Genomic DNA, 16169 nt, shown 5'->3' with positions numbered 1-16169 from the left:
AATCATCATGTCACAACAATCCTTAATCCCTAAAACCCCGACAGATCAAGCCATCCCCAATCCCCTAGCACAAAATAGGTTAAATGTCAAGCTTTTTAGAAAAATATGTTTATTGTCTCCCCTGTTGTTTTGGGGATTATTTGGTTTAGAAGTTAATTCGGTTAAAGCAGTAGAAAACCTACAATGTCCCGTCATTTCTAGGGAAGAAGTTGATACTAACGCTCTCCAAAGAGAAATTGCTAATTATTCGGCCACTCTGCGAGTCTATCCTAGCGATCCTAGTACGATTAAACTTTATTTTCAACGGGGAATGGCGCGAGAAAAAATCAACGATCGAAACGGTGCGATCGATGATTTCAGTCAATACATTTGGTATAGTAATTATAATGCTCCCGGATTCAAAGATCGACAGTTACTAGCCCAAGCCTATTATCAAAGAGGTAAGTTAAAGTTAGCCATGGCGATGGAGGAAGAAGAAACCCCTATAGCCGAGGAAATCCCTGTTATTGAGGAAGAAACGCCTATAGTTGAGAAAATCCCTGTTATTGAGGAAAAAAAACCTATAGTTGAGGAAATCCCTGTTATTGAGGAAGAAACACCCCTTATTGAGTCAGAAAGGCCAATAAGGAAGCAGCATCAGCTAAAATTATTAGAAGCTGCTCAAGCAGATTTTCGGCAAGCCTTTAAATATAATCCCAATGAAAGTGAAGTTTACTTTAACCTAGCAAGTGTTGCGTCTTTGCTCGATCATCAATCCTTGGCTTTAGATTATTATCAGCGTTTTATCGGTTATGAAACTGAAAATTATCGCGGCTATTATCATCGAGGACAGCTATACTCTCGGTGGGGAAATTATGCAGAGGCTATCAAAGATTATGACCTGGCTATTTTATACCAACCCGATCTAATTGAACTCTATTATAATCGGGCCATAGCTTTAGAAAAGATAGGGAGAAAACGAGATGCTTTTAAGGATTATAAAATCGTTTTAAAATGCTCACCCAAACTATTTTTAGCCAAGAATGCTCCTAGCAGTTATCAAAACCGTGCCAGAGTACAAATTGAAATGGCTGACGAGGAAGTAGAATTAGCCAATTTATCGAATAATTCCCCGGAAGGATATCAAACAGCGATCGAGTATTATAATGGAGCCATCAAAGACTTAGCACTTGTCATCCGTATTAATCCCAACTACGATAAAATTCCCCATGCTAGAGCATTTCTTAAACGGGGTTATGCTCACCTAAGACTCAACAATAATCAAGGGGCAATTCAAGATTATAACCAAGCAATTTATCTGCAACCCCAAGACGCAAAAGCTTATGTATATCGGGGGTTAATGCGGGCCAATAAATATCAAGAATACGCAGGAGCTTTAGAGGATTTTACTGCAGCAGTGGCACGAAATCGTCATGATGCAGCCGCTCACTATCATCGGGGATTAGTGCTGTATAAATTAGGGCGTTATCAGGAGGCAGTAGATAATTATAATATTGCCTTAGACCAAGATGATCGGATCAATACACCTAGTTTTACTTCTCGCTCTGTCTGTAGCGAAAATATCCAAGAATCTGCCGACAGAAATTATTTTTATGACTCCAGAGAAACCGATTTTCGTCCTAATTATAACGTCTCTTGTCATGCTCAAGCCCGGGGAGATGCTTATTTTGCTCTGAAAAATTTTGCCGCGGCCGAAAGAGATTATACTACTTATATAGTTGCCTATCCTAACGATCCAGAAGGGTATCATAAACGGGCCAATGCGCGTTTTGAAAAAGGGGACAAACAGGGAGCGATCGAGGATTATAATGTATTTCTAGAAAAAGTCCGTGATGCGAGAATTTTCTATAGTCGTGGTAATAGTAGCGCTGACGTGGGAGATGATCAAGGAGCGATTACAGATTATCTGCAATCTTTGAGCATTAATCCTATCGATGTGACAGTGTATAGTAATCGGGGAAATGCACGCACCGATACCGCTACTATTCCCGATAATGTACAAGTAAAACCGAGAATATCGGCCAATCCGATCGCCTATAATAATCGTGGTATTATTCGACGACAAACTGGGGATAAAGAGGGTGCTTTAGAGGATTTAGATAGGGCAATTAGATTGAATTCCAATAATCCGATCACCTATAATAACCGGGGAGTTATTCGCTTTGATTTGGGAGATAATGTTGGTGCTTTGGAGGATTTAAATATCGCTATTGCTCTCCAATCTAACTATGCTGAAGCTTACTATAATCGAGGTTTAGTTAAGGAAAAAATCGGCGATAAGAAGGGAGCGATTGCGGATTATCAATTAGCAATTACTTATCGTCCCAATTATGGCGAAGCTTATTATAACTTGGCTCTTGCCACCTACGATGATAAAAATCCTAGTAGTCGAGTAGGGAGCCTTAACTATTTGCAAAAAGCCGCTAATGCTTTGATAAAAACCGGTAATTTAGAACTGTATGAACGGGCGGTAGAATGGATGTTAAAAATGCAGTAATTTGTCTAAAAAATAAGCTCATTTTTGACAAAGGCTTCAAGATTTTATCATTGATTAGCTCCCTTGTATAATCAATTTTTGGGGGGTTCAAAAGGCTCCCAGAAAAAATCTGGCAATTCTCCCCCCGAAAAAGAAGGCTAAAAACTAAGTACATGAAAGCTTTTAGCTGAACAAATTAGGTTGTAGATGCAGTCCTTGTTATCAGTTATCAGCTTTTTTCTCCCCCGCTCCCCGCTCCCCCACTGCCAACCCCCAACAGCTAACCCCCATTGAGGACCAGAACGGGCATATTAAAAAAAAACCTGTCCACTGTTCCTGAGAAACGTTAACATAAATTAACAACCCCTTAACAACCGATAAGATCATCCTCAATTTATCAGGAGTTCGACAGCGTGAACAAAAACGGTAATAACAAAAAATGGCGCAATGCGGGACTATATGCCCTATTGTTAATCGTAGTCCTTGCCTTGGCCTCAGCTTTCTTCGATCGCCAGCCAGCAGTGCAACAAACTTGGAAGTATAGTGAATTTTTACAGGAAGTGCGGGAAGGTAAAGTGGAAACCGTGCGCTTAAGTGCCGACCGGCAGCGAGCGATCGTACCCACTCAAGATGGAACAAACGTATTAGTTAACCTGCCCAACGATCCGCAATTAATCAACATCTTGGCAGAAAATAACGTTGATATTTCCGTACTGCCCCAAAGAGAAGAAGGAGTATGGGTAAGAGCCTTCAGTAGCCTCTTTTTCCCCATTTTGCTTCTTGTTGGTCTATTTTTCTTGCTCCGTCGCGCCCAAAGTGGTCCTGGTTCCCAAGCGATGAACTTCGGCAAATCGAAAGCAAGAGTACAGATGGAACCCCAAACCCAGGTTACTTTCGGTGATGTGGCCGGGATTGAAGGGGCAAAATTAGAATTAAACGAAGTGGTAGACTTCCTCAAAAATGCCGATCGCTTCACGGCAATTGGGGCAAAAATCCCCAAAGGAGTCCTTTTAGTCGGTCCTCCGGGGACAGGTAAAACCCTGCTCGCTCGCGCAGTAGCTGGAGAAGCGGGAGTCCCGTTTTTTAGCATTTCCGGTTCGGAATTTGTGGAAATGTTCGTCGGGGTGGGTGCTTCTCGCGTCCGCGACCTATTTGAACAAGCGAAAGCGAATGCACCTTGTATAGTTTTTATCGATGAGATTGATGCTGTCGGTCGTCAACGGGGCGCCGGTTTAGGGGGGGGTAACGATGAACGGGAACAAACCCTCAACCAATTATTAACGGAAATGGACGGTTTTGAAGGTAATACAGGTATTATCATTATCGCCGCCACTAACCGCCCCGATGTGCTGGATGCCGCTTTATTACGTCCTGGTCGTTTTGATCGCCAAGTGGTGGTAGATCGTCCCGATTACGCTGGCCGTAAGGAAATCCTTAATGTTCACTCCAGAGGCAAAACCTTGGCCCAAGACGTGGATCTCGATAAAATCGCCCGTCGTACCCCCGGTTTTACCGGTGCGGATCTGGCTAATTTGCTCAACGAAGCCGCCATTTTAGCGGCACGTCGCAATTTAACCGAGATTTCTATGGATGAGGTCAACGATGCGATCGATCGTGTCCTAGCAGGTCCTGAGAAGAAAAATCGCGTCATGAGTGAAAAACGCAAAACTTTAGTTGCTTACCATGAAGCTGGTCACGCTTTGGTGGGTGCTTTAATGCCGGATTATGATCCCGTCCAAAAAATTAGTATTATTCCTCGCGGTCGCGCTGGGGGTTTAACTTGGTTCACTCCTAGCGAGGATCGCATGGAATCCGGGTTATATTCTCGCGCTTATCTGCAAAATCAGATGGCTGTAGCTTTGGGGGGTCGTTTAGCTGAAGAAATTATCTTCGGTGAGGAGGAAGTGACTACGGGTGCTTCTAATGACCTGCAACAGGTGGCACGAGTAGCGCGGCAAATGGTAACTCGTTTCGGCATGAGCGATCGCCTAGGACCGGTGGCCTTAGGTCGTCAAAATGGTAATGTTTTCCTAGGTCGTGATATCGCTTCCGATCGAGATTTCTCCGATGAAACTGCGGCAGCTATTGACGAGGAAGTGCGTAACCTAGTGGAACAGGCCTATCGTCGCGCTAAAGAGGTTTTAGTCAATAACCGCGCCATCTTGGATCAGTTAGCGCAAATGTTAGTGGAAAAAGAAACCGTGGACGCGGAGGAGTTACAAAATATCCTCGCTAATAACGATGTGAAAATGGCGGCTTTAGCTTAAGTTTTGTAACATTTTCTTGACAAACAGCATCCTGATGGGTGCTGTTTTTTTTGTTCAACGAAAATTAATGACAAACGTAATTTCTTGCTGATAAGCTGTTAATCAGCTTCACAATACCCTGTTTAAATGCGTCTTAAGTAAGTGGTTATAATTAAATTGAAGATATATCCCCCCTTGATCCCCCCTTGATAAGTAGGGTTGATTCAAAAAGTGCCGACCTTTGGAGGGATCGGGGGTAAAATTCAGGTACTTTTTCCCTGAAAATTAGGTAACTGACTACCTGAAAATCGGTAAAACCCCACACCCCACACCCCACACCCCACACCCTGCCCCCACGAAAAACTTTTTCAGCAAACCCTACTTAGCTTAACATTCCTGTCTTTTCACTGATTACTGTTCACTGTCATGTAGTATCGATGACTACTTCCTCTTTACCTATTTTAATTGTTATTTGTGGGGCAACTGCCACGGGAAAATCCAGTTTAGCACTACAATTGGCTGAAAAGTTTAATTCAGTAATTCTCAGTGCCGATTCCCGACAAATCTATCGAGAATTTAATATTGGTACTGCTAAACCTAGCTTAGAAGAATGTCAGCGGATTCCCCATTATCTAATTGATATTTGTGATCCTCAAGATAATTTCACCCTAGCACAGTACCAAGAACAGGCTGAGGATTTAATCACCACTCTCCACTATTCTCCTCTGTTTTTGGTCGGTGGTACGGGACTTTATATCAAGTCCATTGTCAAAGGTTTAAAAATACCGAGGGTTTCCCCTCAACCGGATTTAAGACGGCAATTACAAGCTTTAGGACAATCCTATCTTTATCAAATTCTGATGCAGGTAGATGAGGAGGCTGCTAAAAAAATTCATCCCCATGATCAGGTAAGGACTTTACGCGCTTTAGAGGTTTTTTATCTGACAGGAAAACCTATCTCTAGTCAGCAGGGAGAAAACCCTCCCACTTATCCAATTTTACAAATTGGTTTAGACTGTTCCCCAGAAAGTTTAGACAAGCGGATCACTGTTCGTACTCATCAAATGATTGCAAAAGGATTAGTAGCAGAGGTGCAGAATTTGGGGGATAAATACGGTTGGGATTTGCCACTTTTGCAGACTTTGGGTTATGCAGAGATTAAGCAATATCTGCTCGGGGAAATTTCTTTAGAACAGGCGATCGATTTAATTATCCTCCATACCCGTCAATTTGCCAAACGTCAGCGCACTTGGTTTCGTGCCGATGCTGGTATTGTCTGGTTTCCCATCGATAAAGAAAATTTATTGGAATTGGTGGAACGAAAAATTATTTTGTTCCTTGAGGGGTTGTCAAGGCCCGATATAAAAACACATCATCCTGATTAACGATTAACCGAAAGTTCTCATTTTGATTCAGTTTATTTAAGTGATCATCAATTAGTTCTGGTGAACTAGACCAACCGGGATGACGGCGATCGAGTAGGATATAATTAAATTGATTTAAATCTAGGGATTGGGAACCTTCGATCGCTAATTTGATCATTTCTCGATGGGTAAGATGGGGGGCAATTCTAGAAGTAGTCAAGACACTCTCACTGGTGGTAATTTGGGTGAGAGCTTTTTGGGTGGCGGACCAAGTATCGAGGGAATTTAAATACAGTGACCAAAAATAGCCGTATTTGGCTAAGGCAAAAAAGGCAATAATTGCCCAAGTAATTATCCATTTAGGCTGCTTCAACCAGTTACTATTATGGGCTAAAGTGGCGATAACCACTAGAAATAAAAAGGGTAAAATTGGCAGGGAATATTGAGTAGTTAAGTTTTTTTGTGGGGCATGATCTGCCAATAAATTTAAAGCGAGTGCGGGAATAGCGGCAATTATTGGGGCAGAATAGCGCCAGGATAAACCCCAAAGTAAGGGAATAATTAATAGGATTAGGTATTCTAGATTATTGCCAGTAAAGATTTTTCCCAAGACAAGATCGGGTTTGAGGAAAAGATTAAAGATAATTGCTGGTAAACTATCTCCTAGATAACTATATCGAGAATCGGCCATTTCAATAACTGCCGATTTTCCTGTCAGGAGAGGAATTAATAACTTCGTGGTGATAATAAACCAAAGAATGCCGGTAATCATGGCAATTATTCCGGGGATTTTTTTCTTTTCCCAGAGAAGTAACCAGATACCCATTCCCAACAATGTTAAAGAGAGAATTGCTTTACAACCGAGAATAATAATGATTCCCAGACAAAATCCCCAGAGATTATTTAATCTTGCTGCCAAAATTGTCCAAAAAATCGCTGGCACTGCGATCACTTCAGGATGAAAATCAAAGAGATTAACATTAAAAATTAGGGGATAGAGCAGATAAACTAAGGCTAATGTATAAGCTTGTTTTTCTTTTAATCCCGCTTCTATTGCCAATTGCCAGAGGGGAAAAGCGGCAAGGGAAAGGGAAAAAGCTTGTAAGAAAAGCAGCCAATAAACGCTAGGATAAATTTTATAAAGTAAGGCTATAGGATAGAGAATAAAAGCGATATGATCGCCTAAAATATGGTAGTTAACAAAAGATATAATCGGTGGTTTACCTTGAGAAATTAGGTAAACTCCTTGATCGAACCAACCAAGATCGAGAGCATTAGATTGAAATAAAATATGTCTGGTGGCACTGCAAATAAACAGGATTATTGTCGCGCAACCAATTAACCAAAATAAATCATTTTTTTTAGGCATAATCGTTAAGTTTTACTGGGATTTTTCGGGGTTATTACGACAATACTGCCAGGTATCTCTAAAATAGGAAGCAACTTCAGTAAACCATGTTTTAAAAATATTTCTGTTATCACTGGTGACGATAACCCCATTAATAAACTCTTGCCATTGGGGATCATTAGCGGGAAGAATGAAACCATAATAATCACAATTTAAAGGATTGCGGGGTATAAGTTGATAATCTTGTTCTAAGGATAAACCGAGAATGACAGCTTCTCCAATTAGCAGAATACCATCACTAGCAAAAGCATCTATTCTATTCCTTCTTAAACTTTGGATACCCCGCAGTCTTCCCGTCACTCCTTGAAATTCCTGATAGGTAGCAAGAGGATATTTTTGTCTTAATAATTCCTGAGTGCTGGTATCTCGCAAAACTCCAATAGTTACAGCTTCTAAGGACGAAGAAAAGTTGAAATTATTCTGATTATCACTCCGAACTAAAAACTGAGTTCCGGTGACAAAAAAAGGACGAGAAAAACTGACACCATTAGGTATATTTTTTCTGATACTATTAGGACCACACTCGAAATCAACGGTTTTATTTTCCAATAACTGGAAGCGATTAAATAAAGTCGATTTATAAATTTTGACACTGATGATCTGGAGGTTTAATTTATGCTTTAGTTCCCCTCTGAGCAATTGGATAAAATCTAAGCATAATCCCTGCAAATTATTATTACTATCTCGATAGCCAAAAGGAATCGCATCTTCTCTCATCGCTACTTCTAATAATCCCGTGCGTTTAATTTTTTCTAGAACCGTTTCAGACTTAGCTGGGAGAGCAGCAAAAAAATTAGATAAAATAACGAGAGTAATAATGATTAATTTCATGACTTTTGCCGAGATTATTTAAGATTTGTTATGGCCGTGATCCCATTGATCTAAAATGTCTTTGAATAATAATTCATCTAACCATGTTTTTACTACCACTGTCAAAGGTAAAGCCAACAATAAACCTAAGATGCCAAATATTTGAGCGAAGAAAATTTGAGCGATTAGGGTAATTGCCGGTAGTAAAGATACCTGTTTAGCCATGACAGTTGGTGTCAGCAAATAACTTTCGACATTTTGGATAATAAAATAGAGAATCAGAATAGCGACAATTTTCCAAGGCGCATCGATAACAGCAATAAGGATCGGAAAAATCACACTAGCAGTCGGTCCGATATTAGGGATAAAATTGAGCAATCCTGCTAGGATAGCATGAACGAGAACTAGATTAATTTGTAGAGCGAGAAGACCGAAACCACTTAATAATCCTACCATAGTTGAACTAATGGCAATTCCCAACAACCAATTACCCAAACCCGCTTCCGATAGGGTAAGAATTTCCTCAGCACGACGACGATAGAAGTTAGGAAATAATTTTAAGAAAGCTTGTCGATAGGGTTGGGGGTTGGCTAACAGCATAATTGCTAACACCAGCACGAATAATAATTGCAAAATTGCCGTAACTGAGTTAGAAAAGAAAGTAAAAAAGTTACTAAAAACAAAGGTTCCTAAAGGTTGTAACTGCTGGACTAAATCACTTAAATTAGGCAGCGATGGCAACCAATCAAATTGAAATTGCTGCCGCCATCTAATCGAGTTATTGCGGACTAAATCCCAAGCTTGCGGTAAAAGTTCAATTAATTTTTGAAACTGTTCGATAAAGGGGGGAACGATAATTACAAAAAATAAAATCACAATTGCTAGACTCGTCAGCAGGGTAATTAAAATAGCCAAACCCCTTTTAATCCCCAATCTCTGCAATCCTTTCACACATCTATTTAAGGCTACGGTAAACACGATCGCCATAAAAATCAATAATAACAGCTGTCGAATCTGCCACAATACATACAGAGCCATTATTAAACAGATAAACCCCAACCACTGACCAAATTTCACAACCTTGATTTATCCTATCGGGACAAGTTTTATCATACAGCAGTCGGTCGGCGGTCGGCAGGTTTTAGGTGTTGGGGTTTTGGGGTTTTAGTTCAATTTCCCCACTTCCCCACTTCCCCCCGCAACGCGCACGAAGTGAAGTGGTCTCCCCACTCCATAATTCATAATTTATAATTCATAATTCCCACCTCCCCACCTCCCCCCGCAACGCGCACGAAGTGCTCTCCCCACTCCATAATTCATAATTTATAATTCATAATTCCCACCTCCCCACCTCCCCCCGCAACGCGCACGAAGTGGTCTCCCCACTCCATAATTTATAATTCATAATTCCCACCTCCCTACTTCCCCATCTCCCCACAGCAAAAATTAAGTTTTGTATCAAAAATTTGCTAATTTTGCTGTTATGTGCTATACAGTTACACCACAAAACAGGATAGAAAAACGAGATTTTCTTAATTACCAGACATTTTCTCAAATTTTATGGCAACTCTCCCAGAGTCAAATTATCCTAAAAGAAATCCTCTCCTAGAAAATCCGACAAGACTCAGAGAAATTGTGGCCATTAGTGCTTTTATCCTTGTATTAGGACTTCGATGATGAAAGAATTGGAGCGATACTATAAAGTTTTAGGGTTAGATCATGGGGCATCTCTCGACGAGATCAATCAAGCCTACAAAGATTTGGTGTTTATTTGGCATCCTGATCGCATTCCCAAGGATAATCAGCGTCTTTTGGAAAAAGCCACCGCTAAACTGCAAGAAATTAACCAAGCTAGGGAACAATTGCGGCAAATTCATCAAAATTCTCCTAAACGCTCCAATTCCGCCCCTAAAACTGAAAAACAGCCCGCCCACGCCTATAAAACTGCTTCTCCCTATCAGCCTCACCCTAGCCAACCCGGCCAAAATTCCCAAACCCACAGTCAACAAACCCACAGTCAACAAACCCATAGTCAACACAGCCACTCCCAGAATAACCATCAGGTTCACAATCAGGGCACCTGGCGCCCTCACTATCGGGATTTAAACGGAGCCGATTTACAGGGAGCTAACCTGAAAGAAAAAGATCTCTCTAGTCGCAGTCTCATCGGGGCAGATTTAAGCCATGCCGACTTAAGCGATAGCTTCCTGCACAAAGTTAACCTAGAAAAAGCTAATCTGTACAAAGCTAATCTTTTTCGCGCCAATCTCCTCGAAGCTAACCTTAAAGGCGCAAATTTACAGGAAGCCAATCTCATCGGGGCGGATTTAAGCGGGGCGGATTTAAGTGGGGCGGATTTACGCGGGGCAAAAATTGGCTTTGGTAAGCGTATTATGGTGAAATTAACCCGGGCAATTTTAACAGGAACAATTCTCCCCGATGGCTCGATTCATCAATGAATAACCTCTTGCTAATTTTGATTTTTCTTTAATAGGAACTATCACCCGATGGGCATTTATTACACAATCGCTGCTGTTTTTCTAGGAATGCAATTAGCTGCAGGAGAAAATTTATCGGCGGCAAACCCTGATTTTCTCCGGCTGCAAAAAACTTTAGAAAAACACAATTTTATCGTCAAAATTGCCCCGCCACCAGTGCGAGGAGCCTATGGTTTATTTGATAGTAAAACTAGAATTATTTGGATTCATCCTCTGGTTTTTGACTTAGGTATTGCCCGACCAACATTAATTCATGAAGCTGTCCATGCCGCTCAACTTTGTCATGGAGGCAAAACAGTTAAAGCTCTTAATTTAGGCATAGAACCCCCAGCAATGACCAGAAGATTTTTTATGAATTATGAGGGTTTTAGCAGACAAATTGAAGCCGAAGCCTATACTGTTCAAGTTCAGCCCGATGGTCTAGATTTAGTGATTTCTTTACTGCAAAAATATTGTGCTTAGAAAACCTGTCGATAAATCTACCAATCCCGTTCTAATTCTTCGGCCACACGACGATAATCGGCGCTGGCTTCTTGGGCATTTTTACCGCGCCAATTGGTAATAGCAACCCCGTCTAAAACGGCCTTTTCGTGGGCCTTATAATTTCTGACAAAAGCATGACAGGCAGGAATACCTAATTCTAATAAAGTATTTTGTGCTTCTAAAGTTTCCTTAAGACTACGAGAATCCACTTTTGTTAACAAAACCCGATAGGCAATTCCTAGGGGTTTAACTGCTGTGCGTACCGTGTCAATTAAAGCCATTAAATCCATCGGTGCGGGAGGAGTCGGTAAAATTAAATAATCTGATTCTGCTATTACTGCCGTAAGTAATTCGGAACGCAAAGCTGGTGGTGTGTCAATCACGATCAGATCGTACTCGATAATTTGACGCAATTCTCCTAATTTCTCTGTATTAATTTGCTTGGCTAAATCAAATACCATACCCGCTTGATTTCTTTCTACCCACCAAGTGGAGGAACCCTGCGGATCCGCATCCACAAGCAAAACACGCTGATTCTGCCCCCAAATTGCCGCTAAATTAACCGCAGTGGTGGTTTTACCCACACCACCTTTACCGTTGACAACAGCGAGAATTTTTGGGCTATTAGACTTTAATTGCGAGGTTGTTGGGGAATTTGGCATTTTCAGTTATCAGTTATTTTAGCTCTCAGGAGACAGGAGACAGGAGACAGGAGACAGTATTCGGGAGAGTGTTTTTATTTATTCTCCCCCCTCCCCAATTCATAATTCATAATTCATAATTTCTACTGATTACTGATCACTGAATATAACTAACCAGAAAGTTTTTGATCTAAGATTTGGCTAGTTAATTTAGGATCGGCTTTACCGCCGCTTTTTTTCATGACTTGACCGACAAAAAATCCCTTAAGATTGGTTTTACCCGCCCGGAATTTTTCTAACTCGCTTGGATGGGCGGCGATAATTTCCTCGATCAGTTTTTCGATGGCAGAAGTGTCAGAAATTTGTATTAATCCTTTCTTTTCCACCAGTGTTTTTGGTGAACCGCCCTGGGTGAGAAGTTCTGGTAAAATTTCCTTAGCAATTTTGCCACTAATTGTTCCCGTTTCAATCAGTTTAACTAATTCGGCTAAGTCTGACGCTTGCAGGGCGATTTCTGTGATCGTCAGCTTATTATTATTCAAATAAGCGGCGATATCTTGACTGATCCAGTTAGCGACTAATTTCGCATTTGCCCCCGCAATTACAGCAGTTTCAAAATATTCGGCCACGGTGCGATCATCGGTTAAAACCCTGGCATCGTAGGCGGAAAGACCAAATTCTTCTTCATAACGACGACGTTTACGAGCGGGTAATTCCGGTAATTCTTCCGCCCAAGCTTTTAACTGTTCGGGGGAGACTTCTAGGGGGGGTAAATCCGGTTCGGGAAAATAGCGATAATCGCTAGAACCTTCTTTTTTCCGCATACTAATCGTCCGTTGACTAGCTTCTTCCCAAAGACGGGTTTCCTGTACGATCGCTCCGCCATTTTCGATCGCTTCAATTTGTCGATCGATCTCGTATTCTATGGCTTTTTGGATAGCACTAAAGGAGTTCATATTTTTAATTTCTACCTTAGTCCCGAACTTCTTAGCGCCTTTTTTACGAACGGAAATATTGACATCGCAGCGCAGGGAACCTTCCTGCATATTACCGTCACTGATGCCGAGATAACGCACTAAACGCCGTAATTCTTGGGCATATTCCGCCGCTTCGGCCCCAGTGCGTAAATCCGGTTCCGAGACAATTTCTAATAATGGTACACCTGTACGGTTAAAATCCACCAGGGAATGGGTGGAACCGGAGAGACGTTCGCTGCCAGCATGAACCAGTTTTCCCGCGTCTTCTTCCATGTGCAGACGGGTAATACCGATAATTTTGCGGCTAACTTCCTTAGTTTTTTTATCGACGATCTCGATTTCTAGTTGACCCTGTTCGACAATAGGGAGATCATACTGGGAAATTTGATAATTTTTCGGCAGGTCGGGATAAAAATACTGTTTGCGATCGAATTTGCTATGAGGTGTGATTTTACCATCGATAGCTAATCCCAGTTTAACGGCACTGGCCAGGACTTCTTGGTTAAGGACGGGTAATACCCCCGGATAACCCAAACAGATGGGACAGACGTTAGTATTGGGGGGACTATCGAAGTTGGTGGGACAGGGACAAAATATCTTGCTTTTGGTGTTGAGTTGACAGTGGGTTTCTAAACCGATAATTGCTTCGTATTCAGTGGCAGACATATTTTCTCGCTCTCGCCGACACAGGAATGATCTGTTTAATCATTATAGTCGCGATTCTGGAGCATTCCCTCCCTTCATAAAACTTAATAATGTAGTTACTAATCACTTTAGTCACCTTTAATATAGCCCAAAAAAGATAATTTATTCAACCAATGTCCGCCATTATTTTAAATTTGATCAAAGGCATAAGATTAAAGAAGCTTATCGATAATTTTTCACCGATAAACCTAGCCTTTCTAGTATCGACCACCGACCAGCGAACCACGAAAACCAAAACTTCCCACCTCACCATGAAGATAACCGCCATAAATCGCAGCAAAAATTAACTTCTAGAGACAGGATATTTGCTTAGTATAGAAATAGAGAGATTATACCTGAGAACTGACCCCATAACCGCCCAAAAGCAATATAAGCGGCGAAAGTGATCATTTTCTAGGCAAGTATTGCCTTAGTAATTGACGATTTTTACTTTTTACTTGATTTTATGTCTTTAACTCTCTCAGAACAACTCAAGCGAGAACAATTATCCTATCCCCAAACTCTCCTCCATCATCTGCAAAAGTTACGGCATTTTGTGACAGTGGAAGGAGAGGAGAAATTGCAGCAGTGGAAAAACCTAATTGAAAGGGAGAATTTTCAACCTAGCACCCGTAATTTAGCCTATTATCTCGCCCTGAGACAAGAAGATATCCGGGATTTGCAATTAGCTTTAATGCCCTGGGGATTATCTTCCCTAGGCCGGATTGAATCGAAAGTTTTACCGACCCTCGATGCGGTAATTGCCACTTTAGGGGCGGTTTGTCATCAAGAAGCCTCATTATTACCCAAACATCCCCCTTTAGAGGCATTTTTCCAGGGAGATCAACTTTTAGCCTCCCATAGCGCCGAAGTTTTCGGTCTGCCTTCCCCCCAGCGTCGGGTGCGAATTATGGTGACAATGCCGACGGAGGCGGCAACCGACCCCGATTTTATCGCTCAATTACTGCGTTGCGGGATGGACTGTATTCGCATTAATTGCGCCCATGATGGACCCAAAGAGTGGCAGGGAATGATCGAAAATCTGCGCGAGGCGGTCAAAAATCCCGAAAATTTAGTCAATGGACATACCTGTAAAGTTTATATGGACTTAGCTGGCCCAAAAATCCGTTTAGAACAGATTTTAGCCCCCCAGTCCCAAACCAGACTATATCAAGGGGATTTTCTCCTCTTAACCACCCAACCGCCCCATACTGCCCATCCTCAGTATTTTCAGGCTAATTGTTCCCAACCGGAAATTATTCCCCAAATTCCCGTCGGGGCGAAAGTTTGGATTGATGATGGTCATATCGGGGCTGAAGTTATTGCCATAATGCCAGAAGGTCTCTTACTAAAAATTACCCACGCCAGGGAGAAAGGGGAAAAACTCAAAGCAGATAAAGGCCTAAATTTCCCCGATACGGTCTTAAATATCGATCCTTTGACCGCAAAAGACCGGCAAGATTTAGATTTTATTGCCGAAAATGCCGATATTATCGGTTACTCTTTTGTACAAAAAGCCAGCGATATCGAGACACTACAGCTAGAGTTACAAAGTCGTTTGGGGGATACTTGGCGACAAAAAGCAATCGTGGCCAAAATAGAAACACCTTTAGCCGTGAAAAATCTTCCCGAATTAATCATCCATGCCGCCGGTAAACAACCTTTTGGGGTAATGATTGCCCGGGGTGATTTGGCCGTAGAAATTGGCTATCAAAGACTAGCAGAAATTCAAGAGGAAATTCTCTGGTTATGCGAAGCGGCCCATATTCCGGTCATTTGGGCTACCCAAGTCCTAGAAAATCTGGTCAAGAAAAGTATTCCCTCCCGGGCCGAGATTACCGATGCCGCTATGGCCGAAAGGTCCGAATGTGTCATGCTGAATAAGGGGGAATATATCCGCGAAGCGGTGACAATTCTCGATGATGTTTTACAAAGAATGCAGACCCACCAAGCTAAAAGTTATCAGTTATCAGTTATCAGTTATCAGTTATCAGTTATCAGTTATCAGTTATCAGTTATCAGTTATCAGTTATCAGTTATCAGTTATCAGTTATCAGTTATCAGTTATCAGGAGTCAGTTATCAGGAGTCAGGAGTCAGGAGATTATTTTTATTTATTCTCCCCAGTTCATAATTCATAATTCATAATTCATAATTACTCACACCTTTTAAACAGGATTGAGAATCAGAGGCAAATTAACGTATATTATTGACCGCACCGCTAACCAAACCAGCGCTAACATAGCGACCATAACCATCAAGACGGTTTTGTTGAGCGATTCGGGAGGGATTATTGACGAGATCGGCAACTCCCACACCCATCATCACCACGGAGATAACTGCGATTAAGTAGTTACGGACAAAAGTTGGATTTTGGTGGCTGACTAACATGGTTGTTACCTCTCTTTCCTGTCGATAACCTTAGAATACGAGAGGGTTTGGGGTGATGTCAGTCCCATAATTCTGGGTGACAGAAGTGGAAAAAAGTGGAATCCACAGATAAGCTATGATTTTTTGTCGATTAGAATCGGTAAATAGGGAATCGGGAACAGGAAAAGGGCAATATTCGTCATTAATCTGGTT

At 41.6% G+C, this 16169-nt stretch carries 11 protein-coding genes and 1 pseudogene; 6 read left to right on the top strand and 6 right to left on the bottom strand.

Annotated elements, in window-relative coordinates; genetic code table 11:
* Positions 1 to 7 precede the first annotated feature (7 nt).
* The 3 genes from LW728_RS11875 to miaA all read left to right on the top strand — a co-directional run bounded on the left by LW728_RS11875 (position 8) and on the right by miaA (position 6107).
* Positions 8 to 2497 (top strand): tetratricopeptide repeat protein, encoded by a 2490-nt coding sequence (locus tag LW728_RS11875; RefSeq protein WP_287766762.1) that lies wholly within the window; start codon positions 8 to 10, stop codon positions 2495 to 2497.
* Positions 2498 to 2889: 392 nt separating this feature from the next.
* Entirely contained in the window at positions 2890 to 4743 is a 1854-nt protein-coding gene (ftsH3, locus tag LW728_RS11870; RefSeq protein ID WP_149985724.1) for an ATP-dependent zinc metalloprotease FtsH3, read from the top strand.
* Positions 4744 to 5159: 416 nt separating this feature from the next.
* Positions 5160 to 6107, top strand: coding sequence for a tRNA (adenosine(37)-N6)-dimethylallyltransferase MiaA (gene miaA / locus LW728_RS11865; protein ID WP_287766761.1), 948 nt, complete (start codon positions 5160 to 5162; stop codon positions 6105 to 6107).
* Here the strand turns inward: miaA and LW728_RS11860 are convergent.
* From LW728_RS11860 to LW728_RS11850, 3 genes are read right to left on the bottom strand one after another with little or no spacing between them, the layout of a single operon-like run.
* Positions 6049 to 7455, bottom strand: a complete 1407-nt coding sequence (locus LW728_RS11860; protein WP_287766760.1) for a DUF2079 domain-containing protein — start codon at positions 7453 to 7455, stop codon at positions 6049 to 6051. The two genes, miaA and LW728_RS11860, sit on opposite strands and share 59 nt — an antisense overlap.
* Before the next feature lie 12 nt (positions 7456 to 7467).
* Positions 7468 to 8325, bottom strand: coding sequence for an amino acid ABC transporter substrate-binding protein (locus LW728_RS11855; protein ID WP_287766759.1), 858 nt, complete (start codon positions 8323 to 8325; stop codon positions 7468 to 7470).
* Positions 8326 to 8343: 18 nt separating this feature from the next.
* Complete coding sequence (locus tag LW728_RS11850) at positions 8344 to 9381, bottom strand: AI-2E family transporter (RefSeq protein WP_287666307.1); 1038 nt, start codon at positions 9379 to 9381, stop codon at positions 8344 to 8346.
* 599 nt (positions 9382 to 9980) lie between these two features.
* Here LW728_RS11850 and LW728_RS11845 point away from each other — a divergent pair.
* Positions 9981 to 10763, top strand: coding sequence for a pentapeptide repeat-containing protein (locus LW728_RS11845; protein WP_287766775.1), 783 nt, complete (start codon positions 9981 to 9983; stop codon positions 10761 to 10763).
* A gap of 48 nt (positions 10764 to 10811) precedes the next feature.
* Positions 10812 to 11264 (top strand): DUF8637 domain-containing protein, encoded by a 453-nt coding sequence (locus LW728_RS11840; protein ID WP_002801807.1) that lies wholly within the window; start codon positions 10812 to 10814, stop codon positions 11262 to 11264.
* Positions 11265 to 11281: 17 nt separating this feature from the next.
* Here LW728_RS11840 and LW728_RS11835 read toward each other — a convergent pair whose 3' ends face one another.
* Both LW728_RS11835 and gatB read right to left on the bottom strand, forming a co-directional pair.
* Complete coding sequence (locus LW728_RS11835) at positions 11282 to 11947, bottom strand: ParA family protein (protein ID WP_002801809.1); 666 nt, start codon at positions 11945 to 11947, stop codon at positions 11282 to 11284.
* A gap of 149 nt (positions 11948 to 12096) precedes the next feature.
* Positions 12097 to 13569, bottom strand: coding sequence for an Asp-tRNA(Asn)/Glu-tRNA(Gln) amidotransferase subunit GatB (gene gatB / locus LW728_RS11830; RefSeq protein WP_287766758.1), 1473 nt, complete (start codon positions 13567 to 13569; stop codon positions 12097 to 12099).
* A 484-nt stretch (positions 13570 to 14053) separates the two neighbouring features.
* Here gatB and LW728_RS11825 point away from each other — a divergent pair.
* Positions 14054 to 15544 (top strand): annotated as a pseudogene (locus tag LW728_RS11825) (pyruvate kinase); the annotation flags it as partial.
* Positions 15545 to 15782: 238 nt separating this feature from the next.
* On the opposite strand, the gene LW728_RS11820 reads toward LW728_RS11825, so the two are convergent.
* Entirely contained in the window at positions 15783 to 15977 is a 195-nt protein-coding gene (locus LW728_RS11820; protein ID WP_002801815.1) for a hypothetical protein, read from the bottom strand.
* Between the last annotated feature and the right edge of the window lie 192 nt (positions 15978 to 16169).

The organism is Microcystis sp. 49638_E5 (assembly GCF_021300285.1).
Classification (GTDB): Bacteria; Cyanobacteriota; Cyanobacteriia; order Cyanobacteriales; family Microcystaceae; genus Microcystis; species Microcystis aeruginosa_C.
Note: the sequence above shows the minus strand (reverse complement) of the source record. Positions and strands in the feature narration are given on the sequence as shown.

Excerpts from the sequence above, each read along its gene's own strand:
- LW728_RS11875 (WP_287766762.1), top strand. The coding sequence starts at position 8 with ATGTCACAACAATCCTTAATCCCTAAAACCCCGACAGATCAAGCCATC.
- miaA (WP_287766761.1), top strand. The coding sequence starts at position 5,160 with ATGACTACTTCCTCTTTACCTATTTTAATTGTTATTTGTGGGGCAACT.
- LW728_RS11860 (WP_287766760.1), bottom strand. The coding sequence starts at position 7,455 with ATGCCTAAAAAAAATGATTTATTTTGGTTAATTGGTTGCGCGACAATA.
- LW728_RS11855 (WP_287766759.1), bottom strand. The coding sequence starts at position 8,325 with ATGAAATTAATCATTATTACTCTCGTTATTTTATCTAATTTTTTTGCT.
- LW728_RS11845 (WP_287766775.1), top strand. The coding sequence starts at position 9,981 with ATGAAAGAATTGGAGCGATACTATAAAGTTTTAGGGTTAGATCATGGG.
- LW728_RS11840 (WP_002801807.1), top strand. The coding sequence starts at position 10,812 with ATGGGCATTTATTACACAATCGCTGCTGTTTTTCTAGGAATGCAATTA.
- LW728_RS11835 (WP_002801809.1), bottom strand. The coding sequence starts at position 11,947 with ATGCCAAATTCCCCAACAACCTCGCAATTAAAGTCTAATAGCCCAAAA.
- gatB (WP_287766758.1), bottom strand. The coding sequence starts at position 13,569 with ATGTCTGCCACTGAATACGAAGCAATTATCGGTTTAGAAACCCACTGT.
- LW728_RS11820 (WP_002801815.1), bottom strand. The coding sequence starts at position 15,977 with ATGTTAGTCAGCCACCAAAATCCAACTTTTGTCCGTAACTACTTAATC.